We start from the raw sequence: 25,754 nt of genomic DNA on the forward strand, positions 1-25,754 counted from the left end.
GGAGGCTTCCTATGGGTGATTTAACGATGGATTTTTTACGACTGATGCTGATGGCAGCCATGCTGTTCACCAGCCTGCAGGGTCAGGCGGCCGAGCTGGTTGCAGCCCCTGTTCCAGCTACACATGAGGTGGAATTTTTACGCAATCCCGACAAGGCCTGCACCGACTGTCACAAGGAGCAGAGCGAAGGGATGCACGGCAAGCATGGTCAGGCGACCAATCCCAACAACCTCAAACCGGTGACCTGCACCAACTGCCACGGTCAGCCCTCCCCCCAGCACCGGGAAGGGATCAAGGATGTGATGCGCTTCAGCCACAGCCTGAAGGATAAAGAGAGCATCAAGCTTTATCCTATCAGCGAGCAGAATGGAGTCTGCATGAGCTGCCACGAGCCCAAACCGCTGCGCGAGGCGCTCTGGGCCCACGACGTGCACGCTACCAAGCTCACCTGCACCAGCTGCCACCAGTTACATCCGGTCAAGGAGCCGATGGTGGCGATCCCGGAGAAGTCCCGCATCAAGCTCTGCGTCGACTGCCATAGCAAGCAGCATGAGGCCAGCAAGGCCCGGCAGGAGCAGTCCAAACCGGCTACCGGCAAGGAGGCATCATGAGCTGCTCTCGCCGTGACTTTATGGCGGGCATGGGCGCAGGGGCCCTTATCATGATGACGGGGACTGCTCGTGCCAACACCCGCTCCCTTGCCACCCCCCTCGCCCACAGCCAGACCATTGACGGGATCCGCTATGGCATGATCCACGATGAGACGGCCTGCATCGGCTGCACCGCCTGCATGGACGCCTGCCGGGAGGTCAACAAGGTGCCGGAAGGGGTCTCGCGCCTCGAGATCATCCGCTCAGGTCCCATCGGTGAATTTCCCGACGCCGAGTACCGCTTCTTTCGCAAGTCCTGCCAGCACTGCGACAACGCCCCCTGCGTACACGTCTGCCCGACCGGTGCCTCCCATATCCGCAAGGAGGATGGCATCGTCGACGTCAACCCGGATCTCTGCGTCGGCTGCATGTACTGTCTGGCCGCCTGCCCCTATCAGGTGCGCTTTATCAACCCTGTGACCAAGGTGGCCGACAAGTGCGACTTTTGCCGCAAGACCAACCTGGCGGCGGGCAAGGAGCCGGCCTGCGTGGAATCCTGCCCCACCAAGGCGCTGGTGTTCGGTAATCTGGATGATCAGGACAGCCCCATTGCCCAACGGCTGGTGAAGGAGACCACCTATCGCTACAAGCAGGCACTCGGCACCTCGCCCAAGATGTACCGCGTGCCCAAAGGGGAGATAAAGTCATGACCATGAAAGCGGCATTTCACTTCCCTTCCCTTGTCTGGGGATTTGTCCGATCGCCATCTACCGCAGTCACAGAAGGAGGAATGGCTCATGTTGCATGACGCATTTCACTTCCCTTCACTGGTCTGGGACTGGCCAATCGCCATCTATCTCTTTCTGCTCGGCATCTCCGCCGGGGCCACCACCCTCTCGGTGCTGCTGCGCCGCAAGGGAGCCGGCAGCGAGAGCGGCATCATCAAGGCGACCGCTATTCTGGCGCCGGTGAGCGTGGTACTGGGGTTACTGATCCTCATCTTCCACCTGGCCCGCCCCTGGACCTTCTGGAAGCTGATGTTCCACTACCAGTTCGACTCCGTGATGTCGATGGGGGTCATGCTGTTTCAGCTCTATATGGCGATGCTGTTCGCCTGGCTGGCGGTGGTGTTTCGGGCCGATATCGAGGCAATGCGAGGCCGGTTGCTGAAAGAGAAGCTCGCATTTGTGGATGGGCTGATTGGCTGGCTCGCCCGCATCGAGCGGCTGCTGGCGCCGCTGTTGTTGCTGCTCGCCGTGCTGCTGGGGGCCTACACCGGCTTTCTGCTCTCGGCGCTCAAGACCTATCCGCTCCTGAACAACCCGGTACTGCCGGTACTGTTTCTGGTCTCGGGCATCAGCTCCGGTATCGCCTCCACCATCTTGCTGGCGGTGACTCTGTTCAAGGAGAACCATCACAGCCAGGGGGTGAGCTTCGTGCATCGCTTCGAGCGGCCGGTGCTGGCGGTCGAGGTGTTGCTGCTGGTCTGCTTCTTTACCGGCCTCTACTTCGGTGGCGGCCAGAAAGAGATGGCCATGTGGGCCGCCATCGGCAGCGGCTTCTGGGCTCAGGTGTTCTGGCTCGGGGTGGTGGGGATCGGCATGCTGCTACCCCAGCTACTGGCCCTGCTGACCCCTGCGCCCCTGCGGGCCAGAAACGGCTATCTGGTGCTTGTCTGCAGCCTGACCCTGGTGGGGATCCTGCTGCTGCGTTACTTCGTGCTCTATGCCGGCCAGATGACGGTCGTGTAACGGTATACTCACCGGCGCCAACCACCTTCGGGTGACTGGCGCTGGTTTGTTGCTGGCCCAATAAATTTCTGGTGATGCCACACCCGTTGCTTGGCAATGTTCTCCGCAAAGGAAGACGACGCGGCGTGTGTGTCATGACATGAATGACATCAAAGATTGAACCGGAGGTTGTGTGCTGGCGGAGCTCGGCTATCTCTCACTGTTGCTGGCGACCGGGCTCGCCCTGTTGCAGGGCACCTTGCCCTGGTTGGGATTACGGCTCGCCTCCCCGACTCTGCTGCGCAGCGCCAAGCCGCTGGCGCTGCTCAATGCCGCCCTGCAGGGGGCAGCCCTGCTGCTGCTCGCCAGCTGCTTTGCCCGGGATGATTTCACCGTCAGCTATGTGGCCCAACACGCCAACAGCGCCCTGCCCCTTGGCTTCAAGCTGGCTGCGGTGTGGGGCGGCCATGAAGGCTCCATGCTCTTTTTCGTCTTTGCGCTGGGGCTGTGGGGCGCGCTGGTGGCCCTGTGCTCCAAGTGGGTCGATCCGCTGATCCGCACCCGGGTATTGGCCATAATGGGGCTGATCGTCGGGCTGTTCGGCCTCTATACCCTGATCTTCTCCAGCCCGTTTGACCGCCAGTTTCCGGGGCCGCTGGAGGGGCGCGATCTCAACCCCATGCTGCAGGATATCGGCCTTATCATCCACCCGCCCCTGCTCTATCTCGGTTACGTCGGCTTTGCGGTCAACTTCGCCTTCGCCATGGCTGCGCTGCACTCGGGTCGGCTCGATGGCGCAGTAGCCCACTGGAGCCGCCCCTGGGCGCTCGGCTCCTGGGTGTTTCTCACCGCTGGCATCGTGCTGGGCTCCTGGTGGGCCTACTACGAGCTCGGCTGGGGTGGCTGGTGGTTCTGGGATCCGGTAGAGAACGCCTCCCTTTTGCCCTGGTTGCTGGGCACTGCCCTGCTGCACGCCCTGATTGTCTGCGAGAAGCGCGGCGCTTACGGTCACGCCGTGCTGCTGCTCTCCATCTTTACCTTTTCGCTGAGCCTGCTCGGTACCTTCGTGGTGCGCTCAGGGGTGCTCACCTCGGTGCACGCCTTTGCGGTGGACCCCAGCCGTGGCCTCACCCTCTTGTTGTTGCTCGGCTTGCTATTGACCAGCGCCCTCACCCTGTTTGCCCTCCGCGCAGACATTCGCGCCCCCTATGCCCGCTTTGGTTTGCTGTCAAAAGAGGGGCTGCTCGGCGCCGCCATCCTGCTGCTTTGCGTGGCCTGCGCCAGCGTGCTGCTCGGCACCTTCTACCCCATGGTGTTCCAGTCGCTCCATCTGGGTTCGCTCTCGGTGGGCGCTCCCTATTTCAATAACATCTTCGTGCCGCTGGCCCTCTGCCTGATGGGGCTGATGACCCAGCTGCCGCGCCTGCGCTGGCAGGAGCTTGCGGCACATTCCCGACTCAACTCCCTGTTGCCGCCGCTGTTTGGCCTGCTTGGCGGCGGGCTCATTAGTCTTGCCTATCTGGAACAGGGATCGGTTTCCGGTAGCTGGATTGGCATCCTCGCCAATATGGTGAGCCTCTGGCTGATAGCCAGCCTGCTGCTCCCGCTCTTGCAACCGACGTCGCTGCGCGAGCTCACCCTCAATCGGCTTGGCAGCCTGCTGGCCCATCTCGGGGTGGCGGTGTGTGCCCTAGGCATCGCGCAGGTGAGTCACCACAGTCAGGAGAGGGGCACTGTGCTCGGTGTCAACCAGCCCTACCAGCTCGGCGCCTTCGAGTTTCGCTATGAGGGGCGCGAGCCGGTGATCGGCCCCAACTATACCGCCGAGCGGATCACGCTTAGCGTGCACAAGAACGATAAAGAGGTGGCACAGCTGACGCCTGAGCGGCGCCACTACAGCGTGCGCACCATGAACATGAACGAGCCGGGCATCGCGTGGGGAATGCTCGGCGATCTCTACGTGGTGCTGGGTGAGAAGATGGGACCAGATGCCTATGCCATGCGGCTGCACTACAAGCCGCTGGTGCGCTGGATCTGGTTCGGCGGCCTGTTGATGATGGCGGGCGGCACCCTGCGTCTGCTCGCACGTCGCCCCTTGCTTGCCTCCCGTTACGTTAAGGTTGGCACCTCCCGTCCCCGGCTCGAACAGGAGGCGTTATGAGATCCCGCCTTCGCCTCTTTGTTCCACTGCTGCTGACCTTGGGCCTCGGCGCCCTGCTCTGGCTCGGCCTTGGCAACAACCCCTACAGCCTGGATGAGGCAACGCTCGGGCGTACCCTGCCTGTGTGGCAAAGCGACAATCTGCTGGGTGAGAGTCAGATCCAGACCGCCAGCCTCAAGGGGGAGCCCTTTGTGCTCAACGTCTGGGCCAGCTGGTGCGCCAACTGCCGCGCCGAGCATCCGCTGCTCAGCGAGCTCGCAGGCACAGTACCCCTCTACGGTCTCAACTACCGGGACAAGAGGGATGCGGCCCGCGCCTGGCTTATCCAGGCGGGCAACCCCTATCGCGCGGTACTGGCCGACCCTGACGGCAAACTGGCCCTTGAACTCGGTGTCTACGGCACGCCGGAAACCTATCTGTTTGACGCCGATGGCGCCCTGATGACCCGCCACACCGGCGAGCTCACCAAAGGGATCTGGCAACGTCAGTTTGCCCCCTTGCTCGACAAAGCGCGAACGGACGCGCAAATGAAGGCCTCCACAACGGCACCCGCAATTGCGCCATCTATTGCGCCGTCTATCGCAACATCGGCTCGGGAGACACAGCCATGATGCGCCGTTCTCTTGCCTGCGCCCTGCTGGCCCTCGGCATGCTGCTGAGTGCAACTGCATATTCCAGCGGGGTCGACACCTATCAGTTTCGCCACCCCGAGCTGCAGACCCGCGCTCAGGAAGTGGCCCGCGCCCTGCGCTGCCCCCAGTGCCAGAACCAGAATCTGGTGGAGTCCAACTCCCCCATCGCGCGGGATCTGCGGCTCGAGGTCTACCGCTGGGTAGACGAGGGGCAGTCTGATGAACAGGTGATCGCCCGCATGACGGAGCGCTTCGGTGATTTCGTCCGCTACGATCCCCCCTTCAAGGCCAGCACGGCGCTGCTGTGGGGCGGCCCCCTGCTGCTGTTGGGGCTGGCACTGTTGACCCTGTTTCGCCGCCTGACACGCACAAAGGCGCAACCCATCCCTGCCGTTAAGGCCATCGATGAGGCCCCCCCTCAACCCGCCGCCGATCCGCGCAGCGAATTGAATTTGCTGATCATGCACGGGGAGCAGGCAGGCCTCTCCCCCGACCAACCACTCTACAGTGAGCTGAGCGCCACCCGCCTGGCCAGCGCCATCCCGGCGGCTGAGCTGGCCCTGCGCGCGCAACTGGCCAACCAGCATGACAATCGCGGTCGCAATCATCGGCACGGGCGGGCCTTGTTGCTGCTTGGCCTCTTGGCCATCGCGGCTGTTGCCGCTGTGTATCTGAGCAGCGGCCGCTATCAGGCGTGGCAGGATTATGCATCCCGTCCCGATCCGCTGGCGGGGTTGAGCCCGCGGGATCTGCAGGACAAGGAGCTGGGGAGTCTGCATCAGAAACTTCAGCGCAATCCTGCCGATCTCGACAGCTGGGCGGCTCTGGGCCAGCTCTATCTCTATCGGGGCGAATATGACAACGCCCTGCTCGCCTACCAGCGTCTCGCGCTGCTGGAGGGGGGCGCCAGCGCGGCGACTCAAGCCGCGCAAGCCACTGTGCTCTACTATCAGGCGGGCCAGCAGCTGACTCCCGAGGCAACCCGCCTGCTGGAGAGCGCCCTCAAGCAGGACGCGGGGGAAGTGAGCGCCCTGATGCTGCTCGCCTCCGATCACTTCCTGCATGGTCGCTACAGCCAGGCCATTGCGCTGTGGCAGCAACTGCTCGATGGCGAGCGCCCTCGCATCAACCGGGCCGCGCTGATTGAGGCGATCCAGACGGCAAGCATAATGGGCGGGTAACCCCTTGATTGAAGGAGGGTAATCGTGGTGATATGGCGCCGCGACCACGCAAGTGGCTCAGCACTCTCTTTCAATAGACAAGGATGTCTGGATGCAACTCACCCTGTTAAACGACTCGGGCAAATTCGATGGACTCGATGACACCATTACGCATGTCTTTGCCGAGACGGCCAACAAATTGAATGCCTTGTTCGATCTCTCCCAACTGGATGTCACCTTCAGCCCTTTTGCCGAGGGGGATGCTCCCGATTCGGGTATCGGTGGCTGGGCCATCAACATGTATCGAATAGAACTCCAGCTTGATCTGGAACGGCCCGACATCAAAGAGGTGATCATCACCGAATTGCCTGCCGTGCTGGCCCACGAAGTCCACCATATCGTGCAAAAGAAGAATAAGGTGGAAGCAGAAACACTGGCCGAAAACCTGATTTTTGAAGGGCTGGCCTGCTACTTTGAGCAGAGGTTCAATGGTGGCACACTCCCCTCGCTGTTCAAGGAGTCTCATCATCATGACTGGCAATCGCTCCTGGCAGAGATGACACCCCATCTATCCAGCAAGCAGTTCAACTATTTAGACTTTTTCTACTGTCGTGATAACCGGCCATTTCCCAAATATGCCGGTTACTGGGTGGGGTTCAATCTGGTGGCCAACTATATGGCCAAAAATGGCCTGAATGAAATAGAGGTCATGGGCCTACCCGCCGAGGCGTATTTCAATTAACACGCCTTCACACTGTTCGTGGCTATCACAGAGCCCAAATCCGGAGAGAAGTTCATGATCCCCATTCGCTGCAAGGCCGTCTCCGGCGTTGCCCTTACCACTGTCGATGGCGAAACAAAGCTGTTGGTGATGAAACGCGTAAAGGGCGGTTTCTGGTGCCATGTGGCGGGCACGGTGGAGGCGGGTGAAACTGGCTGGCAGACCATTATTCGGGAGTTTGGCGAAGAGACGGGTATCAGGGTCACCGAACTCTACAACGGCCAGTATCTGGAGCAGTTCTACGATGCCGCCTTGAATACGATCGAGGTGGTGCCGGTCTTTGTGGTCTATTGCCCACCCAATCAGGTGGTGACCCTCAACGACGAGCACACCGCATATCGCTGGTGTTCCTTGGCCGAGGCCAAGGCACTGGTGAGTTTCTCCGGCCAGAAGGCGCTCTACGACCATCTCTGGCACCATTTTGTCGACAACGCCCCCTCTCCCCTGATGCGGATCGATATCCGCTGACCGCGCACAACTTCCCCCTGTAAATGCAACACGCCCCCAAATGGGGGCGTGTTGTATCTAAAGCCAGTGGAGCTCTTTCATTAGACCACACAGATGGCCTACGGCCGCTCGCCAGCGGCCAGACGGCGGTTGATATCGGCGATAACCGGGGCGATGTCGGCAAGGGTATCTATCACATAGTGCGCCCCCGCCGCCCGCAGTTTGGCCTCGGCCGGTGCGCGCCGGGCGGCGATCTCCGCCTCGCTCATGGCGGCAAACTCTTCCCAGGTAGCGCCAAACTCGTTGCCGGAAACCGACAATCCCACCGTCCACATGCCCGCGTTCAACCCTTCGCTGATACCCGGCACGGCGTCATCCACCTTGATGCAGCGATGCACCGCACTCACGCCCAGCTCAATCACATTGGCCAGCGCCATCCAGGGGCCGGGGCGACCACCAGCCTTGAGATCGTCGGTGGCGACCCAGTGATCCGGGCGGTAGCCGTGATCGGCCGCAGCAGGTACCAGCGCCTCCATCACAGGACGGGGATAACCGGAGCAGGAGCCGATTTTCATCCCCTGCACCCGCAGAGCGTCCAGCACCGGCAGCACACCGGGGATGGGGGTGGCAAAGCGGGTCACGGCGGCAATCTGCAGCGGCATAAAGGTGTGATAAATGTGGTCCACCTCGGCATGGCTCATGGGGTGGCCAAAGCGGGCCTGCCAGCGCGCATCCACCGAGGGCTGACGGCCCAGCGCTGCGATATGATCCCACTTGCCAAGGCCCATGGGCTGGCGTGCTTCGTCCAGGGTCACGGGAAAGTCATAGGAGCGGGCGAAGGCCTCTACGAAGATGGAGGTGGGGGCGAAGGAGCCAAAATCGACGACGGTACCGGCCCAGTCGAGGATCAGCGCCTCTACATCGGTGGTCGGGTCTACAGCAATCTGCAAGTCAGTCATGGTGATGTTCCTGTTTCGGTGAAAGTGCGATCTCGCCGAGGGCGCGATCGAGAATGGTGATGGCGCGCACCAGATCGGCACGGGTGATATTGAGCGGTGGCGAGAGCTGGATGACATTGCCCTGGGAGACCTTGAAGCTGAGCCCCAGTTCCAGACAGCGGTAGAGCAGCCGCTCGGCGGCCTGGCTATTGCGGGTGCGACTCTGGTGATCGACCACCAGATCGAGCGCCCAGAGCAAACCGATACCACGTATCTGCCCGATCAGCGGGTGACGCTCGGCAAGCGCAGCGAGCTCGCGCGCCATAAAGCGGCCATCCTCCTGCGCTTTTGCAAGCAACCCCTCTTCGCGGATTGTCTCTATAGTGGCGAGAGCCGCCGCGCAGCCAATGGGGCTCTTCTCGTGGGTGTAGTGACCGAGCGAAATAGCTGCCGCCTGATTGAAACGGTCGCGGGTGATGAGCGCGGCAAACGGCACCACACCGCCCCCCAACCCCTTGCCCAGACAAATGATGTCAGGCTCGATGCCGAACTCCTCGAAGCTGAACCAGTGGCCGGTGCGGCCCAGGGCATTGGGGATCTCGTCGACGATCAGCAACACCTTGTGGCGATCGCAGATCTCCCGCACCCGCTGCCAGTAGGCCTTCGAGGGCACCTGCACATCGGTATTGCGGATCGGCTCGGCGATAAAAGCGCCGATCCCCCCCTCCTTCTCGATGACGTACTCCAGATAATCGGCATAGTGCACATCATCCCCCTCCCCGCGATACCAGACGCCGCGATAGCGGGTGGGCGGCGGGATGCGCTCTACCCCCGCCATCAGCGGGCCCATGCCGGCGCGAAAACAGGCCTCGCCGCCAACCGAGATGGCATCGAGAGAGGCGCCGTGAAAAGCATCCCAAAGGGACACCACCTTGCTGTTGCCGGTAATGAAGCGGGCGAGCTTCAGGGCAATCCCCACCACCTCGCTGCCACCGGGGGCGAACAGCACCCGGTTAAGATCGCCGGGGGCCAGCTCGGCCAGAGTTCGGGCGCAGTCGATGGCAACCTGATGGGTGTAGCGGCGGGGCGCGAACGGCAGATCGGCGAGTTGCTGCTGCACCGCAGCCACCACGTTAGGATGACCGTGGCCCAGCTGATGGACGCTGTTGCCGTGAAAATCGAGGTAACGCTTGCCCGATACGCTGGTCAGCCAACTCCCCTGCGCCCCCTCAAGCAGATCCAGACAGGGGGTGGAGAGCGCCTGATGGAGAAAGTAGCGGCTATCCTCCGCCAATCCGGCCTGTACATCTTCGCTCTGACCCGCCCACCAGCGCGCCCGCCCCTCGCCGAGGTTGATATCCCCTTCGCTGTCGGCGCGGCCGCTGCCGTGCAGCTTATGGTCATGCAAATCGCGGCCACGCAGATCACGACCCTGAGCCAGCATGCTGGTCATCGCGCGTCCCCTTGCCAGTAGCAGGCGCTGGCCATGGCGGCGAGCAAGCTGCGCACCCGATCCGGGGTCACGTCGCCGATATTGCCGATACGGAAGCAATCGGCCTGGGAGACCTTGCCTGGATAGATAACAAAACCCTGCGCCTTGAGCCGCTGGTAGAAGTCGGCGAAGCGGTAGTCAGGGTGGGCCGGAGAGTAGAAGGCGGTGATGATGGGAGATTGCCATTTTTCTGGCAGCAGCGGCGCAAAGCCGAGGGCAGACATGCCATCTACCAGCGTGCGCTGATTCTCGCGGTAGCGCTGATGGCGGGCTTCAATGCCCCCCTCTTCGTCCAGCTCGCGCAGGGCCTGGGCAAAGGCAAGCACGGTATGGGTGGGCGAGGTAAAGCGCCACTTGCCCCCCTGCAGATCCATGGTCTGCCACTGGGCATGCAGGTCGAGGGAGACCGAGCGGGCGCGCCCGGCGCAGGCCGCCAACGCGACGCGGCGAGCGATGACAAAGCCAAAACCCGGCACCCCCTGAATGCACTTGTTGGCCGAGCTGATGAGAAACTCGATGCCAAGGCGACCCATGTCGATGGGGATACCGCCAAAGCTGCTCATGGCATCGACGATCAGGCGAATGCCGCGGCGCTGGCAGAGCGCAGCCACCTCCTCAAGGGGGTTGAGCATGCCGGTGGTGGTCTCGCAGTGCACCATGGCCAGATGGGTGATCTCGGGGTGGCGCGCCAGCATCGCCTCGATGGCGGCGGGTTCCGGGCGGGTGGTCTCACCGCAGTCGAGCTCATGGTGGCGCAGGCCAAGACAGCGGGCCATCTCCCCCATGCGGGCACCGTAGGCGCCGTTGTTGATGATCAGCAGACACTCATCGACGCCGATCGCCGAGCCCAGCACACTCTCCACCACATAGCTGCCACTCCCCTGCAGCAGCACGGCGCTGTAGTCACTTTGATATTCCGGGCCGGTGGCGAGGCGCACCAGCTCGCGGCGGATGGGCTCCACCACGCCCTGGTTGTAGTCCGCATCCCAGGTGCAGCTGTCTTGCAGCATGGCGGCACGCACAGTCGCGGTGGTCGAGAGGGGGCCCGGGGTCAGCAGCAGGTAATCGACGGCGGCAGGGGCCGCAGGAATATGGGTCATGACTTTGCTCCTTTTGGTATATACCAGAATGAGCGCATTGTGGGTAACTGCCCCGCCAAGGTCAAAGGGGTGGCGCTACGTGCAACAAAAAATTCATTTTCAGCGCCGGGATCGCGATAATCTAGGAAGCCTGAACAACAGGGGCGATTCTGGTATCTACCAACGCATATTGATGTTGCCGTGTAACGACCGGGCAGATGACCTGCCCTGTGCCCAGCCCATTGCCCAACTTATTGCAAAACCAGGGATTTTCATGAGCAAACCGCAATACCTGCAGATCAAGGATGCCCTCGCCAACCAGATCCTGGCGGGGGGTCTGGCCCCCAACGACAAGCTCCCCTCCGAGCGACTGCTGGGGGAACTCTATGGCACCACAAGGGTCACCATCCGCGAGGCACTGGTGCAGCTGGAGGCGAACGGCCTTATCTATCGGGAGGATCGCCGCGGCTGGTTCGTCACCCCGCCGCGCTTTCGCTTGAACCCCAGACGCACCTCCAACTTTCACCAGATAGTGCGGGAGCAAGGGGGAGAACCGCACACCGAGCTGCTGGAGAAAAGCCGCCAGGCGGTACCGCCCGCGTTGATGGCGCAACTGCAGCTCAAGCCGTTCGACAGCCTGTTTCTGCTAAAACGGCTGCGCTACGCCAACGGGCGTGCCATCTGCTACTGCGAGAACCACTGCCTGCCTGAGCGGGTGCCCGGCCTGCTGGCACTGGATCTCAACGGCAGTCTGACCGAGATCTACCAGGCCCATTACGATCTTCACTACGCCCGCATGCAGGTGCGCTTCTTCCCGACAGCCCTGCCGGACGAAGTGGCCAAGGCGCTGGGAGCCACCGCCGGCCTACCCGCCCTGCGCCTCGAGCGGCTCAACTTCGATCAGCACGGACGGGTGCTCGACTTCGATCTGGAGTACTGGCGCCACGACAGCCTGGAGATCGAGGTGGATACCCAGGATTAGTCACGGATAAATCAGGAACGGCAAAACGTCACGGGGCTGTCACGGTCACGTCATAAAGATCCCCTAGCCTCTCTCTCGACCAATCTGGTTTATACCAAACCAATTTAACTGGAGAAGAGGATGAAACAGGGAACCCATCTGCTGGCCGCCGCCGTGCTGGCTGCCATGACCGCCCCGGCACTGGCCGCAACCGATCTCACCGTCTATACCGCCTTCGAACCGGAGCAGCTCAGCGAGCTGAAAACCGCGTTCGAGCGCCAGCATCCGGATATCAACATCAAGTGGGTGCGTGACTCCACCGGCGTAGTCACTGCCCGCTTGCTGGCAGAAAAAGCCCAGCCCAAAGCGGATGTGGTATGGGGACTGGCCGCCACCAGCCTGATGCAGCTCGATCAGCAGCAGATGCTCAATGCCTATGCACCGAAAGGGCTGGATAAGCTCGACAGCCGCTTTCGCGACAGCAAGGCTGAGCCGCACTGGATCGGTCTGGACGCCTTCTTCAGCGCCATCTGCTTCAACAAAGTAGAGGCGGAGAAACAGGGGATCCCGGCCCCCACCAGCTGGGCCGACCTCACCAAACCCATCTACAAGGGCAAGGTGATCATGCCCAACCCCAGCTCCTCCGGCACCGGTTACCTGAGCGTCGCTGGCTGGCTGCAGACCATGGGTGAGAAGCAGGGCTGGCAATTCATGAACGGCCTGCACCAGAACATCGACCGTTACACCCACTCGGGCTCAGCCCCCTGCAAGCTGGCCGCCAGCGGTGAAACGGTGATCGGTATCTCCTTCGACTTCCCGGCTACCAGCCTCAAAGCCAAGGGTGCCCCCATCGAGGTGGTGTTCCCGAAAGAGGGGTCGGGCTGGGATATGGAAGCTGCCGCCATCATCAAGGGCACCCCCAAGCTGGAAGCCGCCAAACAGCTGCTCGACTTTGCCGCCACCGAACAGGCCAACGCCCTCTACAACAAGTCGTTCGCCGTGGTCGCCATCCCCGATGTAGCCCAACCGAGAGCGGGCTATCCGGCGGATATCAAAGGCCAGATGATCGACAACGACTTTAGCTGGGCAGCCCGCGAGCGTAACGCCATCTTGGCCCAGTGGAGCGCCAGCTTCGACGGCAAGACCGAAGCCAAACAGTAAGCGTGAAGGGCGGCGGTTTGTTCACGCCAGACACACCGCAGCCAATAAACTGCCAGTCGAAGGCCAACAGCTGTTGGCCTTCGCTTTTTGGTTTTAACTTCCCGAGTTTGTATTGCCTTCAATTAGCGACGCTTCGCCCATCCACACAGGGCCCAGCCACTTGTTGGCGACCCGATCTCATTTGACTGTCATCAAGCTGTCATCCCCCGATCACCTGACCGTCACACTTCACCCGCAAACTGGTATATACCAAATCAGTAGCGAGTCGAACCATGACCCAGCCCTATCTGGACATTCAACATCTCAACAAGCAGTTCGGTGCTTTTCAGGCCCTTAAAGGGATCTCTCTGACCATTGAGCCGGGGGAGTTTATCTGCTTTCTCGGCCCCTCCGGCTGCGGCAAAACTACCCTGCTCAGAGCCATCGCCGGCTTGGATCTGCCGGACAACGGCGAGATCTGGCAAGGAGGGCGCAATATCTCCCGCCTGCCGCCCCAGCAGCGCGATTTTGGCATCGTGTTTCAGTCCTACGCCCTCTTCCCCAACCTGACGGTGGCCCAGAACATCGCCTTCGGCCTTGAGAATCAGGGGTTGGCGCGGGATCTCATCAAGGAGCGGGTGGACCACTGGCTGGGGCTGGTGGATCTCACGGCCCAGTCCCACAAATACCCGAGCCAGATCTCCGGCGGCCAGCAGCAACGGGTGGCTCTGGCCCGGGCGCTCGCCCTCTCCCCCGGCCTGCTGCTGCTGGACGAACCGCTCAGCGCGCTGGATGCGCTGGTGCGCACCCATCTTCGCAGCGAGATCCGCGCCCTGCAGCAGCGCCTTGGCATCACCACCATCATGGTGACCCACGATCAGGAAGAGGCGCTGACCATGGCCGATCGCATCGTGGTGATGGAGGGCGGCCGCATCGTGCAGGTGGGCACCCCGCAGGAGATCTACCACCAGCCTGCCAGCCTCTTTGTGGCAAGCTTCGTCGGCACCATGAACTTCCTCGAGACGCTGGTGCTGAGCCCCACTCAGGTGCGCCTCAACGAACAACCGCTGACACTTGCCAACCAGGCCGCTGCCGGCAGCAAATTGCAGGTGGCGATCCGCCCCGAGGCGATCACGCTAAGCGCGCCGAGCGAGCCGTATCTTGGTCAACATGGCGTTGAAGCAACCATCGATCAGGTGGAGTTTCTCGGCGCCGCCCAGCGCCTGATCTGCACCGCCGACACCTACCTGGGCCCGCAGCAAATTTTGGTGGAGCGCCCGACCCACGAGCTACCCCGCCACGAACAGGGTGGCTGGCGCAGCGGCATGCGCTGCTCGCTGCACTGGCCCGCCGGAGCGATGCAGCTGTTTGAAGGAGAGCGCCCATGACAGCCCCCTTCGCGACCTCCTCCCTGCTGCCACCAGTGACAGCCCGCCAAGACTCTCGCTGGCAGCGGCTCTGTCGCGGCTGGAGCCGGGATCAGCTGCTACAACTGTTCCTGCTTGCACTCGGCATCGCCCTGCTCACCGGCGGTCTGTTGCTGCCACTGCTCACCATGCTGCAAAAGAGTCTGCAGGATGAGAACGGCCTCTGGGTGGGCCTTGCCAACTTCAGCGCCTACTTCGACTCCCCTCATCTGGGGCGCACCATAGGCAACACCCTCTGGCTCGGGGTGCTGATCACCGCGCTGGTGGTGACCATCGCCTTTGGCTACGCCTATGCCCTCACCCGCACCTGCATGCCGGGCAAGCCCCTGTTTCGCCTCATCGGTTTGATCCCGCTGTTGATGCCCTCCCTGTTGCCCGCCATCAGTCTGGTCTACTGGTTTGGCAATCAGGGGATCGCCAAGGGGCTGCTCGGCGGCGAGAGCATCTACGGCCCCATCGGCATCGTCATCGGTCTTGGCTTCTGGTGCTTCCCCCACGCCCTGATGATCCTTATCACGGCGCTCGGTCAGAGCGATGCCCGCCTCTATGAAGCCTCCCGGGTGCTGGGCAGCAGCGGCTGGCGCACCTTTGTCACTGTCACCCTGCCTACCGCCCGTTATGGCCTGCTCAGCGCCGCCATCGCCGTCTTCACCCTCACCATCTGCGACTTCGGGGTGGCCAAGGTGATTGGCGGCCAGTACAGCGTGCTGGCCACCGATATCTACCGGCAGGTGATCGGGATGCAGAACTTCTCGCTGGGCGCAGTGGCCAGCGTCACCCTGCTGCTGCCAGCGCTCTTGAGCTTTGCCCTGGAGCACAGAGTGCGCAGCAAGATGCAGGAGCAGAACAGCACCAAGGCGGTGCCCTATCGGCCCAAGCCCCATCGGCTGCGGGATCTGCTGGCGCTCGGCTGGTGCACGCTCTGGGCCCTGCTGTTTCTGGCACTGGTGGGCATGGCGGTTTACGGCTCGCTGGTACAGTTCTGGCCTTACAACCTCGCTCTGACGCTGGATCACTACGCCTTTGACAGCAACAGTGTCTATGGCTGGCAGCCCTTTACCAACACCTTGCAGCTGGGCCTCTATACCGCACTTATCGGCACCGTGCTGGTGATGGTGCTGGCCTGGGCGCAGGAGAAGGGACGCCACTTCGCGCCGCTGCGCCAACTGCTGCATCTGCTCGCCATGCTGTCGCTGGCGGTACCCGGCATGGTGCTGGGGCTGGGTTACATCTTCTTTTTCAACGGCAATCCGCTCTTTGGCGGCCTCTACGGCACCCTGCCACTGATGGTGCTCTCTTGCGTCATCCACTACTACACCGTGGGCCATATGACGGCGCTAACCAGCCTCAAGCAACTGCCCAAAGAGCTGGAGCTGGTGGCCATCTCATTGCGCATTCCGCTCTGGAAGGCGTTCTGGCGGGTCACCCTGCCCGCCTCCCTGCCAGCGCTCTTGGAGATCTTTATCTATCTGTTCGTCAACGCCATGACCACCACCTCGGCGGTGATCTTCCTCTATTCGAGCGACAGCGTGCTCGCCTCCATCGCCGTGCTGAACATGGAGGATTCCGGCGATACCGCTGCCGCCGCCGCCATGGCCACCCTGATCCTGCTGGCCGCCGCCACCGTCAAGCTGCTCCAGCTCTTTTTGAGCCGCGCCTTGCTGGATCGCACCCAGCGCTGGCGCCACCCATAACCTTATCGAGGAGTCATCATGTCCACTCTCCCCTTCTGGCTGGCCGAAGCACTCGCCGCCGAACAGCCCGCGCCCCCCACGCCACTTCACGGCCACCACGAGGCCGATGTCTGCATCGTCGGTGGCGGCTTTACCGGGCTGTGGAGCGCCATCGCCCTTAAACAGGCCGAGCCACACTTGCGCATCATGGTGCTGGAAAAAGATCGCTGCGGCAGCGGCGCCTCCGGGCGCAACGGCGGCTGTTTGCTCACCTGGTCGGCGAAGTATTTGACGTTAAGGCGCCTGTTTGGCGAGCAGCAGGCCGCCTGGCTGGTGCAAAGATCCGAGCAGGCGGTACACGAGATCGCCCACTTCTGCGAACAGCACAACATAGAGGCAGAGCTGAGGGTCGAGGGCACCTGCTACACAGCCACCAGCGAGGCCCAGCGCGGCCTGATGGAGCCGGTATTGCGGGAGCTACAGCGCGCAGACCTTAACCAGTGGCAGGCGATTGAAGAGGATGAACTGGCGAGCCAGAGCGGTTCCCACGTTCATCTGGAGGGGCTCTACAGCCCCCACGCGGGTTCGGTGCAACCGGCACTGCTGGTGCGCGGCCTGCTGCGGGTGGCGCGGGAACTGGGGGTCGAGGTCTATGAGCACTCTCCCATGCAGCGCCTTGAGGCGGGCCAGCCTGCGCGGGTGCAAACGCCACAGGGCGAGGTGCGTGCCCGCAAGGTGGTGCTGGCCCTCAACAGCGCCATGATGCAGCACTTTCGTGAGTTTCGCCGCAGTATCGTGCTGGTCTCCTCCGATATGGTGATAACCGACCCCGCGCCGGATGCACTGGCCGCCCAGCAGCTTGAGCACGGCCGCAGCGTGGTGGATGGCCGCACCTTTGTGCATTACTACCGCTCCACCCCGCAAGGGCGGCTGATGCTGGGCAAGGGGGGCAACACCTTCGCCTTTGCCAACCACCATCTGGCCGAGTTTGATGCGCCGAGCCGTTATCTTGCCCCCCTCACCCGCACCCTGCGCCGCTTCTTTCCGGCACTCAAAGAGGTGCCCATCGCCGCCAGCTGGTGCGGCGCCTCCGACCGCTCGGTAGATGGCCTCCCCTTCTTCGGCCACTGGCGAGGGCAGCCCAATATCGTCTATGGCCTCGGCTACTCCGGCAACGGAGTGGCGCAAAGCTGGATGGGCGGCCAGATCCTGGCAGCGTTGGTGCGCGATGAAGTGCGGGAAGCGGACAAGCCGTGGCGCGACTGCGCGCTGGTCAGCGGCCCGCGCGGCTATTTTCCGCCCGAACCCTTTCGCTGGTTGGGCGCCATGGCGGTGCGCAACGCCATCCGGCGCAAGGAGCGGGCGGAAGATGAGAACCGTCCGGTGGCCTGGTATGACAAACAGCTAGCCAAACTTGCCGATGCCGCTGGCAAGGCAGACAAGTAAGCGCGGTAATGCCAATCCCGCACGGTTTAGCCCCGCCTGACTGCAACAAGCAAAGCGCCGACCCAAGGGTCGGCGCTTTGCTATTGGCGCCGTCGGCGATCAGCTCCGCGCTGCATCACCCAGATCGGAATACATAGACAAGGCGCGGCACACACGGTGCCCAACCAGCCGCCAATAGCACTGCTTCACCAGCGAAACACAATCAAGAAACATTATTTCACTAGCACAACAATCAGCCTGAAAAAGCGCCGCCTTGCTGGGGTATCGCGCCAGAGAGAACCACGCCGAAAAGCCACGCCGATCAGGGCAAAGAGCGCCAGCCCCTTAGGCTTGCACGCGGTTTATCGCCGCCACTTGTCGGCCGCCGGTACTTCCGTCCCCAGCAGCAACGCTGGCCTTGCCTGCCACACCCGCTCGGGGTCGGGCTCAGCAATGGCGGCGGCGATCAGCTGCTCGCTCCAGTGGCGGTGCAGCAACCACATCTGCTGGCCGAGATCCCCATCGCTCCGGGTGCACTGCTTGGTGACATCGGCGGTACGATAGAAGTAGCGCACCAGCGTCGTGAGCTCGGGCTCGGGCCAGCGGCAGCCAAAATCGCGCAGCAGGGATGACCAGAAGTCAATCTGGCCTCGCTCGTGCTGCTGCTCCAGCGCATGCAGCTCGGGGATAAGATCCATCGCATGCCAGAGGGCGCCATAGCCGACAAAGCGGCGCTCCAGCGCCTCCAGTGCCTCGTCGAGCAGCACCAGTGCCTCTGGCCAGCTGGTCGCCTGAATGCGGATCGCCTGCTGCGCTTCGCAGACCGCCGCCAGCCACCCCATGGCAAGACGGCCGATGATCGCCTCCTTGTTGGGATAGAGGTGGTAGAGCGACTTGATCCCCACCCCTGCCCGATCGGCGATGGCATTGGTGTTAAGGGCTGCAAAGCCCTGCTCCTGCAACAGGCTCAGGGTCGCCTCCTCGATGCGGCTGGCCACCGCCTGACTGCGCTGCTGCTTGGGTTGGCGGCGCATGGCAATCCCTTGGGGTAACGGCCCCTCGGTCACTGACTCCTCTGACATCACTCCTCCCTGTTGTTGGCCCATCGGCAAGGCGCTCTGGTGGTAGATCTTGCTACCTCAGCAAAGCGGGCACTGCGCCCCGCTCGCCGCCGACTGATGTGACATAGTAAACAAAACGTTAAATATTTGCAGCAATTGCTGGCATTTTTTGACCGGGCAGCCATAAAGAGATCGCGTAATGTGCAGTAAACACTGCACTCAACCCGACCCTCAAGGAGATCACCGCATGGATTGCAAGGCACCACACCCCGCCCGTTCCCGCACTTTTTTGCTGCTCGCCCCGCTGCTGGCCGCCACGCTGGCGGGTTGCCAGCAGGGACAGCCGCCCACCGCCGCACGCACTCTTTATCTCAACGGCAAGATCCACACTCAGGATGGTCAACGGCATGTGGCAGAGGCCATGGTGGTGAGCGGCGGCCAGTTTCTCTATGTGGGCAACCGGCAGGGGGCCGAGGCACTCAGCACCCCCGACACCCAGGTGGTCGACTTGCAGGGCAAGATGGTGCTGCCGGGGCTGCACGACAACCATATCCACCTGCTGGGCACGGTGGCGCTCGATATGTGCGATCTCGACGGCAAGCCGGTCGATCTCGGCGAGCTGGCGGCCAAGGTGAAGAGCTGCCTGCCCCGCTACGCCCCCAAGGCTGGCGACTGGCTGGTGATCAACCAGTGGTCTCCCTACGAGGGCAACGCCCCCACCGCCGCCTATAAAACCGTGCTGGCGGCCCTCGATGCCGCCGCTCCCGACAACCCGGTGGTACTGGCCGGGGTCGATGGCCACGCCAGCGCCTACAACTCGCGGGCACTGGCGCTGGCGACCGATAAGAGCGGCAAACAGGTGGGCTTCACCGCCGCCACCCTGGCGCCGGGCGGCCTCTTTGCCCCCTTCAAACCCTATGTGGATCTCGATAGCGGCGTCATTCGCGAAGGGGCCCGCAGCGCCATCCCCTCCCCCGACAGTGGCCTGCTCAGCGCCCATGACGAGCAGGCGGCGAACCAGTATCGCCAGATCCTGCCCGCCATCTCGACCCTGATGGCCTCGCGTGGCATCACCAGCATTCAGGATGCCTGCGCCACCGACTTTATCCGCGATCGCCTGCGGGAGATGGAAGAGAAGGGGCTGCTCAATATGCGGGTCACCGCCGCCACCTGTTTTCACGAGGATGACTACAGCGGCAAGCTCGATATCGGCGGCCATCTGGCCAAGGCCAACCGGGTGCGCGACCAGTTCGCCGGCGACCCGCTGATCAAGGCCGATGCGGTCAAGATCTTCCTCGACGGGGTGCTGGAGGGGGATCCTTTCAGCACGCCCCCCTTCCTGCCCAACGCCGGCATGCTGACCAACTACCAGATCCCCCACCTCGCCGCGGATCAGGGTGGCGAACAGGTCACCATCACCGCCAACAGCGAGGATGCCGGCAGCAAGGGGCTGGTCAACTACCGCGCCGCCGATCTGAACCGCTATGTGGGGGCGCTCGACAAGGCGGGCTTTAGCATCCATATGCACAGCATCGGCGATCGCACTACCCGCATGGCCCTCGATGCGCTGGAGGCAGCCCGCGCCAGCAACGGCGATCACGGCACTCCCCACACCCTCGCCCATCTGCAGGTGGTGCATCCGGACGATCAGCAGCGGCTCGGCCAGCTTGGCCTCTACCTCACCTTCACCTACGCCTGGACCAACCCCCAGCCCGAATATGACATGCTGGTCACCCCCTTTATCCAGCCGACCCGCAAGGGGCAATCCCTGCACGAGGCGATGTACGATCCCAAGGGGTATCTCAAGCAGGCGCTCTATCCGGTGGCCAGCTCGCGCAAGGCGGGAGCCATTCTGGTGGCCGGCAGCGATGCGCCGGTCGACAGCCGCGATCCGCGCCCCTTCGCCAATATGGCCGCCGGGGTTAACCACGCTCCCCAGAGCGGCGATGACTTTAGGGCGAGCCAGCGCATCACCCTCGATCAGATGCTCGATGCCTACACCATCAACGGCGCCCGCGCGGTGCGCCAGCAGGCCGTCAGCGGCTCCATCAAAGCGGGCAAATCGGCCGACTTTATCGTGCTGGATCGGGATCTCTACCAACTGGTCGCCGCCGGCAAACCGGAGCAGATCGCCGATACCCAGGTCACCCGCACCGTCTTTCGCGGGCAGACGGTCTTTAGCCAATAGGGTTCAGGTGATATGGCGAGGGTGAGCATCTGGTCAGCGGCGATCTGAGCGTATGCAGCCAGACCAGTGCCTTGTAACAGCAACATGCCGACCTTTGGGTCGGCATTTTTATGGGGCGGCGTGATAGCCAGAACGGATTACGAGGAACGCTTCGCAAGGGTCAATAAGCGGGAGCTAATCCGCGTTCGGCTTGGCCCTTTAACCCAAATCGGAGAGGCATTGGCAACCAGCATGGCCAGCTGGCGGCCCCAAGCGGCGGCAAGATTGATTCACCAGCGCAACAGCATTAACCAACTTGGTTGCAACAGCGTAACAATCTAGGGTTACTCGATTCTGGCCGCTGGCGAAGGCTGTGGCATACTGTCTCCCGATCGTCAGAATACACTTCGCTATTCAAATCTACTGGTTTAATAAGGTATTTTTGACAATTATATTATGCTGCAATAATGTAACCTTCAAATCTATGCTCATCCATGTGTTTTATGAGAATCGTAAGCATGACAGACCTCGCACAATTATTTAGAGAAGTAAAGCCAAAATATGAAAGGCTTGCAAACAATGTGAAGCAAGCTTTAGTTCAGTTTCTTGATGAGAAAAAATATCATCCTTCGATGTCGAAAATAGGGTGAAGGATGAGCAATCATTCATAGATAAAATAGAAAGAAAGTCATATAACAACCCATTAGAACAGGTAGAGGATATCGCGGGTGTAAGAGTAATCTGCTATTATAACGAAGATTTGTCTTCAATAGATAAAATAATACATGAACAGTTTATTGTTCTTTCTTATTCAAATAAATCTAATGAGTTAAGTGATAACCAGTTTGGCTATGCCTCTAATCATTATGTGATTAGACTAAAAGAAGAGTGGTTGCAAGCTCCAAATTACCGAGGTCTAGAAGGACTTAAAGTCGAGATCCAAGTTAGGACAATTTTGATGCACTCATGGGCTGCCATAAGTCATAAATTACTCTACAAAAAGAATGATGATGTTCCAAAAGAATTCAAAAGAAAATTAAATCGTCTTAGTGCTTTGATAGAATTAGCTGATGAGCAATTTGATGATATAAAGAATATGAAACTTCAATACCAAAATCAGATCATTGTTAATGAGACAACAAGTCTTAATATTGATAGTTTCTTAGCGCTTATGAATAAATACTTCCCCAATCGGGAGATCGCTGAGCATGATGTTAGTTCTATTTTATCGGAAGTCAGAAAGTACTCTGGAAGTTTAGCCGACTTCGAACAACGAATTAATAGATGCCTTCCTATTATAAATAGTATGGAACAAGATGAGTATCCCGGAGAAAAAATACCAAAGTGGGGGTTAAATGGTGTAGCAAGATCGATTCTTGACCTTACCAGCGATGAATACTGGGCTCAAAGAGGTTTACCTGAACCAGTCTCTTCTATTACAGAGCATTATCGAAATAAAATATAAATCACCTAAAAGATAGTAACCTAAATAAAAAGCCGCCCATTGGGCGGCTTTTTATTAGAGATAACGGGCGATAAGGAATTACCAGCCGGTCACTTCACGCAAAGCCTTGCCGATATCGGCCAGGGAGCGGACGGTTTTCACGCCAGCATCTTCCAGCGCGGCAAACTTCTCGGCGGCGGTACCCTTGCCACCGGAGATGATGGCGCCAGCGTGGCCCATCCGCTTGCCGGGAGGCGCGGTAACACCGGCGATATAGGAGACCACCGGCTTGGTGACGTGGGCCTTGATATAGGCGGCCGCGTCTTCCTCGGCGTTGCCGCCGATCTCGCCGATCATCACGATCGCTTCGGTCTGCGGGTCGTTCTGGAACATCTCCAGAATGTCGATAAAGTTGGAGCCCGGGATAGGGTCGCCACCGATACCGACACAGGTGGACTGGCCAAAGCCCTCGTCAGTGGTCTGCTTGACCGCTTCGTAGGTCAGGGTGCCGGAGCGGGAGACGATGCCCACCTTGCCCGGCTTGTGAATGTGGCCCGGCATGATGCCGATCTTGCACTCACCCGGAGTGATCACGCCCGGGCAGTTGGGGCCGATCATCCGCACGCCGGTCTCTTGCAGCTTCACTTTGACGTCCAGCATATCCAGCGTCGGGATGCCTTCGGTGATGGTGACGATGAGCTTGATGCCCGCATCGATCGCTTCCAGGATCGCGTCCTTGCAGAACGGTGCCGGCACATAGATGACGGTGGCGGTGGCGCCGGTCGCTTCGACTGCGTCACGGACGGTGTTGAACACCGGCAGGCCCAGATGGGTGGTGCCGCCCTTGCCCGGGGAGACGCCGCCGACCAGCTGGGTGCCGTAGGAGAGCGCCTGCTCGGAGTGGAAAGTCCCCTGACCGCCGGTAAAGCCCTGGCAGATGACTCGGGTGTCCTTGTTGATCAGTACGCTCATCAGTTGGCCTCCGCTGCTTTGACGACTTGCTGCGCGGCATCGGTCAGACTCTTGGCCGCAATGATGTTGAGGCCGCTCTCGGCCAGCTTGATACCACCCAGCTCGGCGTTGTTGCCTTCCAGACGGACCACGACGGGCACCTTGACCCCCACTTCCTTGACCGCACCGATAATGCCTTCCGCGATCATGTCGCAGCGCACGATGCCGCCAAAGATGTTGACCAGCACCGCCTTGACGTTGCTGTCGGAGAGGATGATCTTGAACGCCTCGGTTACGCGCTCCTTGGTGGCGCCGCCGCCGACGTCAAGGAAGTTGGCCGGCTTGCCGCCGTGCAGGTTGACGATATCCATGGTGCCCATGGCCAGACCTGCGCCGTTGACCATGCAGCCGATGTTGCCATCGAGGGCCACATAGTTGAGTTCCCACTGGGCGGCGTGCGCTTCGCGGGGGTCATCCTGTGACGGGTCGTGCATCTCGCGCAGCTTGGGCTGACGGTACAGCGCGTTGGCGTCGATGTTGATCTTGCCATCCAGGCAGTGCAGGTTGCCCTGCGCGGTGATCACCAGCGGGTTGATCTCCAGCAGCGCGAAGTCGCAGTCGAGGAACATCTGGCCCAGACCCATGAAGATCTTGGTGAACTGTTTGATCTGATCGCCGACCAGACCCAGCTTGAAGGCCAGCTCGCGCGCCTGATAGGGCTGCGGGCCAACCAGCGGATCCAGGGTGGCCTTGTGGATCAGATGGGGGGTTTCGTGGGCGATCTTCTCGATGTCCACGCCACCTTCGGTAGAGGCCATGAAGACCACGCGACGGGAGCCACGGTCAACCACGGCGCCCAGGTAGAGCTCTTTGGCGATGTCGGTGCAGGATTCAACCAGGATCTTGGTGACCGGCTGGCCGTTGGCGTCAGTCTGGTAGGTCACCAGATTCTTGCCCAGCCAGTTCTGGGCGAAGGCGCGGATCTCGTCCTTGCTCTTGGCCACTTTCACACCGCCCGCTTTACCGCGACCACCGGCGTGTACCTGACATTTCACCACCCAGGTATTGCCGCCAATCTTGTCGGCCGCTTCGGCCGCTTCCTGCGGGGTAGCACAGGCATAACCTTCGGAGACCGGCAGGCCATACTCGGCAAACAGCTGTTTTGCCTGATATTCATGAAGATTCATAGATGCTCTATCCGTGTTGTAGGTATTTCCGTCCGGGGCTCGTGTTTCTCAATCCCCTGTGAGTGGGGGCCTCGGGGGCCCCTCGTTATCTTTCAGTTGGTTGCTCAGACGTCCAGCAGCAGGCGGGTCGGATCTTCCAGCAGCTCCTTGACGGAGACCAGGAAGCCTACCGATTCGCGCCCGTCGATGAGACGGTGATCGTAGGAGAGGGCCAGGTACATCATCGGCAGGATCTCGACCTTGCCGTCAACGGCCATCGGGCGATCCTGGATCTTGTGCATGCCCAGAATGGCACTCTGGGGCGGGTTGATGATCGGGGTGGACATCAGGGAGCCGAACACACCACCGTTGGTGATGGTGAAGTTGCCGCCAGTCAGCTCATCCACGGTCAGTTTGCCGTCGCGGCCCTTGCCGGCCAGATCCTTGATGGCCTTCTCGATGTCGGCCAGGCTCATGTTGTCGCAGTCGCGCAGTACCGGCGTCACCAGACCACGAGGGGTGGAGACGGCGATGCTGACGTCGAAGTAGTTGTGGTAGACGATGTCGTCACCATCCAGCCCGGCGTTCACTTCCGGATAGCGCTTGAGGGACTCCACTACCGCCTTCACGTAGAAGGACATGAAGCCGAGCTTGATGCCGTGCTTCTTCTCGAAGATCTCGCCGTACTGCTTGCGCAGATCCATGATGGGCTTCATGTTGACCTCGTTGAAGGTGGTCAGCATGGCGGTGGTGTTTTTCGCTTCCAGCAGACGCTCGGCGATGCGCTTGCGCAGACGGGTCATCGGCACCCGCTTCTCGCTGCGACCGGCCAGCGCGGCAACCGGCGCGACCGGGGCAGCAGCTACCGGAGCGGCTGCGGCAGGCTTGCTCAGCGCCTTGATGTAGGCTTCCACATCATCCTTGGTGATGCGACCACCCTTGCCGGTACCGGTCAGCTTGGTCACGTCGATGTCGTGCTCACCAATCAGGCGGCGCACCGAGGGGCTCAAGCCATCGGCACCATCATCGGCCACCGCTTCAGCGGGTTTCTCTTTGGTCTCTTCACCGGCCACCGGGGCGGCGGTGAGGATGGCAATCAGTTGACGGGACAACACAGTCGCCCCTTCCCCTTGCAGAATATCCCCCAGCACACCGGCTTGCGGTGCCGGCACTTCCAGCACCACCTTGTCGGTTTCGATGTCGACCAGCACTTCATCACGGGCGACCAGATCACCCGGCTTCTTGTGCCAGGTGGCAATGGTGGCATCCGCCACTGATTCCGGCAGGTCCGGTACCTTGATCTCGATAGTCATCTAATCAGTTCCTTGT

The 25,754-nt window shown here is 61.2% G+C and carries 22 protein-coding genes; 15 read left to right on the forward strand and 7 right to left on the reverse strand.

Features of this window, described 5'->3' with window-relative positions:
• Nucleotides 1-11 precede the first annotated feature (11 nt).
• The 8 genes from nrfB to ACTG1P_RS03765 all read left to right on the forward strand — a co-directional run bounded on the left by nrfB (nt 12) and on the right by ACTG1P_RS03765 (nt 7,522).
• Nucleotides 12-611 (forward strand): cytochrome c nitrite reductase pentaheme subunit, encoded by a 600-nt coding sequence (nrfB, locus tag ACTG1P_RS03730; protein ID WP_440000511.1) that lies wholly within the window; start codon nt 12-14, stop codon nt 609-611.
• Complete coding sequence (gene nrfC / locus ACTG1P_RS03735) at nt 608-1,300, forward strand: cytochrome c nitrite reductase Fe-S protein (protein WP_440000512.1); 693 nt, start codon at nt 608-610, stop codon at nt 1,298-1,300. The genes nrfB and nrfC overlap by 4 nt, the downstream gene beginning before the upstream one ends.
• An 87-nt stretch (nt 1,301-1,387) precedes the next feature.
• Nucleotides 1,388-2,341 carry a cytochrome c nitrite reductase subunit NrfD gene (nrfD, locus tag ACTG1P_RS03740; protein WP_440000513.1) on the forward strand — a complete coding sequence of 318 codons (954 nt, stop codon included), beginning with the start codon at nt 1,388-1,390 and terminating at the stop codon, nt 2,339-2,341.
• 172 nt (nt 2,342-2,513) lie between these two features.
• Nucleotides 2,514-4,481: a heme lyase NrfEFG subunit NrfE gene (nrfE, locus tag ACTG1P_RS03745; RefSeq protein WP_440000514.1), complete on the forward strand. Its 1,968-nt coding sequence runs from the start codon at nt 2,514-2,516 to the stop codon at nt 4,479-4,481.
• Nucleotides 4,478-5,092: a DsbE family thiol:disulfide interchange protein gene (locus tag ACTG1P_RS03750; protein ID WP_440000515.1), complete on the forward strand. Its 615-nt coding sequence runs from the start codon at nt 4,478-4,480 to the stop codon at nt 5,090-5,092. The genes nrfE and ACTG1P_RS03750 overlap by 4 nt, the downstream gene beginning before the upstream one ends.
• Nucleotides 5,089-6,294, forward strand: a complete 1,206-nt coding sequence (gene nrfF, locus ACTG1P_RS03755) for a heme lyase NrfEFG subunit NrfF (protein WP_440000516.1) — start codon at nt 5,089-5,091, stop codon at nt 6,292-6,294. Before ACTG1P_RS03750 ends, nrfF begins: the two co-directional genes overlap by 4 nt.
• Before the next feature lie 91 nt (nt 6,295-6,385).
• Nucleotides 6,386-7,015, forward strand: coding sequence for a DUF2268 domain-containing putative Zn-dependent protease (locus ACTG1P_RS03760; RefSeq protein WP_440000517.1), 630 nt, complete (start codon nt 6,386-6,388; stop codon nt 7,013-7,015).
• A gap of 54 nt (nt 7,016-7,069) precedes the next feature.
• Nucleotides 7,070-7,522 (forward strand): NUDIX hydrolase, encoded by a 453-nt coding sequence (locus tag ACTG1P_RS03765; RefSeq protein ID WP_440000518.1) that lies wholly within the window; start codon nt 7,070-7,072, stop codon nt 7,520-7,522.
• A 98-nt stretch (nt 7,523-7,620) separates the two neighbouring features.
• Here the strand turns inward: ACTG1P_RS03765 and phnX are convergent, their stop codons facing one another.
• From phnX to phnW, 3 genes are read right to left on the reverse strand one after another with little or no spacing between them, the layout of a single operon-like run.
• Nucleotides 7,621-8,460, reverse strand: a complete 840-nt coding sequence (gene phnX, locus ACTG1P_RS03770) for a phosphonoacetaldehyde hydrolase (protein WP_440000519.1) — start codon at nt 8,458-8,460, stop codon at nt 7,621-7,623.
• On the reverse strand, nt 8,453-9,892 hold the full coding sequence (locus tag ACTG1P_RS03775) for an aspartate aminotransferase family protein (RefSeq protein WP_440000520.1): 1,440 nt from the start codon (nt 9,890-9,892) through the stop codon (nt 8,453-8,455). Before ACTG1P_RS03775 ends, phnX begins: the two co-directional genes overlap by 8 nt.
• Entirely contained in the window at nt 9,889-11,031 is a 1,143-nt protein-coding gene (phnW, locus tag ACTG1P_RS03780; protein ID WP_440000521.1) for a 2-aminoethylphosphonate--pyruvate transaminase, read from the reverse strand. Before phnW ends, ACTG1P_RS03775 begins: the two co-directional genes overlap by 4 nt.
• A 253-nt stretch (nt 11,032-11,284) precedes the next feature.
• Between phnW and phnR the strand changes: the two genes are divergently transcribed.
• From phnR to ACTG1P_RS03805, 5 genes are all read left to right on the forward strand, one after another.
• Nucleotides 11,285-11,992, forward strand: coding sequence for a phosphonate utilization transcriptional regulator PhnR (gene phnR, locus ACTG1P_RS03785; protein WP_005352498.1), 708 nt, complete (start codon nt 11,285-11,287; stop codon nt 11,990-11,992).
• 120 nt (nt 11,993-12,112) lie between these two features.
• Entirely contained in the window at nt 12,113-13,132 is a 1,020-nt protein-coding gene (locus ACTG1P_RS03790; RefSeq protein WP_421315776.1) for a putative 2-aminoethylphosphonate ABC transporter substrate-binding protein, read from the forward strand.
• A 272-nt stretch (nt 13,133-13,404) separates the two neighbouring features.
• A complete protein-coding gene (locus ACTG1P_RS03795; protein ID WP_440000522.1) occupies nt 13,405-14,499 on the forward strand; it encodes a putative 2-aminoethylphosphonate ABC transporter ATP-binding protein in 1,095 nt (364 codons plus the stop codon).
• The gene (locus ACTG1P_RS03800) at nt 14,496-16,232 is read left to right on the forward strand and encodes a putative 2-aminoethylphosphonate ABC transporter permease subunit (protein ID WP_440000523.1); all 1,737 of its coding nucleotides are present in this window, start codon (nt 14,496-14,498) and stop codon (nt 16,230-16,232) included. Before ACTG1P_RS03795 ends, ACTG1P_RS03800 begins: the two co-directional genes overlap by 4 nt.
• An 18-nt stretch (nt 16,233-16,250) precedes the next feature.
• A complete protein-coding gene (locus ACTG1P_RS03805) occupies nt 16,251-17,657 on the forward strand; it encodes an FAD-dependent oxidoreductase (protein ID WP_440000524.1) in 1,407 nt (468 codons plus the stop codon).
• A gap of 341 nt (nt 17,658-17,998) precedes the next feature.
• Here ACTG1P_RS03805 and ACTG1P_RS03810 read toward each other — a convergent pair whose 3' ends face one another.
• Nucleotides 17,999-18,718 (reverse strand): TetR/AcrR family transcriptional regulator, encoded by a 720-nt coding sequence (locus ACTG1P_RS03810; RefSeq protein WP_440000525.1) that lies wholly within the window; start codon nt 18,716-18,718, stop codon nt 17,999-18,001.
• Between the two features lie 226 nt (nt 18,719-18,944).
• On the opposite strand from ACTG1P_RS03810, the gene ACTG1P_RS03815 reads away from it, so the two are divergent.
• A complete protein-coding gene (locus ACTG1P_RS03815) occupies nt 18,945-20,885 on the forward strand; it encodes an amidohydrolase (protein ID WP_440000526.1) in 1,941 nt (646 codons plus the stop codon).
• A 625-nt stretch (nt 20,886-21,510) separates the two neighbouring features.
• Nucleotides 21,511-22,329, forward strand: a complete 819-nt coding sequence (locus ACTG1P_RS03820; RefSeq protein WP_440000527.1) for a GTP pyrophosphokinase — start codon at nt 21,511-21,513, stop codon at nt 22,327-22,329.
• Between the two features lie 78 nt (nt 22,330-22,407).
• Here ACTG1P_RS03820 and sucD read toward each other — a convergent pair whose 3' ends face one another.
• The 3 genes from sucD to odhB all read right to left on the reverse strand — a co-directional run bounded on the left by sucD (nt 22,408) and on the right by odhB (nt 25,738).
• Nucleotides 22,408-23,280: a succinate--CoA ligase subunit alpha gene (sucD, locus tag ACTG1P_RS03825; RefSeq protein ID WP_005346088.1), complete on the reverse strand. Its 873-nt coding sequence runs from the start codon at nt 23,278-23,280 to the stop codon at nt 22,408-22,410.
• Nucleotides 23,280-24,446 carry an ADP-forming succinate--CoA ligase subunit beta gene (gene sucC / locus ACTG1P_RS03830; RefSeq protein ID WP_005346090.1) on the reverse strand — a complete coding sequence of 389 codons (1,167 nt, stop codon included), beginning with the start codon at nt 24,444-24,446 and terminating at the stop codon, nt 23,280-23,282. The genes sucD and sucC overlap by 1 nt, the downstream gene beginning before the upstream one ends.
• A 104-nt stretch (nt 24,447-24,550) precedes the next feature.
• Nucleotides 24,551-25,738: a 2-oxoglutarate dehydrogenase complex dihydrolipoyllysine-residue succinyltransferase gene (odhB, locus tag ACTG1P_RS03835; protein ID WP_440000528.1), complete on the reverse strand. Its 1,188-nt coding sequence runs from the start codon at nt 25,736-25,738 to the stop codon at nt 24,551-24,553.
• Nucleotides 25,739-25,754: the final 16 nt, after the last annotated feature.

The organism is Aeromonas sp. 11P (assembly GCF_051920165.1).
Classification (GTDB): domain Bacteria; phylum Pseudomonadota; class Gammaproteobacteria; order Enterobacterales; family Aeromonadaceae; genus Aeromonas; species Aeromonas veronii.

Excerpts from the sequence above, each read along its gene's own strand:
- nrfB (WP_440000511.1), top strand. The coding sequence starts at position 12 with ATGGGTGATTTAACGATGGATTTTTTACGACTGATGCTGATGGCAGCC.
- nrfC (WP_440000512.1), top strand. The coding sequence starts at position 608 with ATGAGCTGCTCTCGCCGTGACTTTATGGCGGGCATGGGCGCAGGGGCC.
- nrfD (WP_440000513.1), top strand. The coding sequence starts at position 1,388 with ATGTTGCATGACGCATTTCACTTCCCTTCACTGGTCTGGGACTGGCCA.
- ACTG1P_RS03750 (WP_440000515.1), top strand. The coding sequence starts at position 4,478 with ATGAGATCCCGCCTTCGCCTCTTTGTTCCACTGCTGCTGACCTTGGGC.
- nrfF (WP_440000516.1), top strand. The coding sequence starts at position 5,089 with ATGATGCGCCGTTCTCTTGCCTGCGCCCTGCTGGCCCTCGGCATGCTG.
- ACTG1P_RS03760 (WP_440000517.1), top strand. The coding sequence starts at position 6,386 with ATGCAACTCACCCTGTTAAACGACTCGGGCAAATTCGATGGACTCGAT.
- ACTG1P_RS03765 (WP_440000518.1), top strand. The coding sequence starts at position 7,070 with ATGATCCCCATTCGCTGCAAGGCCGTCTCCGGCGTTGCCCTTACCACT.
- phnX (WP_440000519.1), bottom strand. The coding sequence starts at position 8,460 with ATGACTGACTTGCAGATTGCTGTAGACCCGACCACCGATGTAGAGGCG.
- ACTG1P_RS03775 (WP_440000520.1), bottom strand. The coding sequence starts at position 9,892 with ATGACCAGCATGCTGGCTCAGGGTCGTGATCTGCGTGGCCGCGATTTG.
- phnW (WP_440000521.1), bottom strand. The coding sequence starts at position 11,031 with ATGACCCATATTCCTGCGGCCCCTGCCGCCGTCGATTACCTGCTGCTG.
- phnR (WP_005352498.1), top strand. The coding sequence starts at position 11,285 with ATGAGCAAACCGCAATACCTGCAGATCAAGGATGCCCTCGCCAACCAG.
- ACTG1P_RS03790 (WP_421315776.1), top strand. The coding sequence starts at position 12,113 with ATGAAACAGGGAACCCATCTGCTGGCCGCCGCCGTGCTGGCTGCCATG.
- ACTG1P_RS03795 (WP_440000522.1), top strand. The coding sequence starts at position 13,405 with ATGACCCAGCCCTATCTGGACATTCAACATCTCAACAAGCAGTTCGGT.
- ACTG1P_RS03800 (WP_440000523.1), top strand. The coding sequence starts at position 14,496 with ATGACAGCCCCCTTCGCGACCTCCTCCCTGCTGCCACCAGTGACAGCC.
- ACTG1P_RS03805 (WP_440000524.1), top strand. The coding sequence starts at position 16,251 with ATGTCCACTCTCCCCTTCTGGCTGGCCGAAGCACTCGCCGCCGAACAG.
- ACTG1P_RS03810 (WP_440000525.1), bottom strand. The coding sequence starts at position 18,718 with ATGTCAGAGGAGTCAGTGACCGAGGGGCCGTTACCCCAAGGGATTGCC.
- ACTG1P_RS03815 (WP_440000526.1), top strand. The coding sequence starts at position 18,945 with ATGGATTGCAAGGCACCACACCCCGCCCGTTCCCGCACTTTTTTGCTG.
- sucD (WP_005346088.1), bottom strand. The coding sequence starts at position 23,280 with ATGAGCGTACTGATCAACAAGGACACCCGAGTCATCTGCCAGGGCTTT.
- sucC (WP_005346090.1), bottom strand. The coding sequence starts at position 24,446 with ATGAATCTTCATGAATATCAGGCAAAACAGCTGTTTGCCGAGTATGGC.
- odhB (WP_440000528.1), bottom strand. The coding sequence starts at position 25,738 with ATGACTATCGAGATCAAGGTACCGGACCTGCCGGAATCAGTGGCGGAT.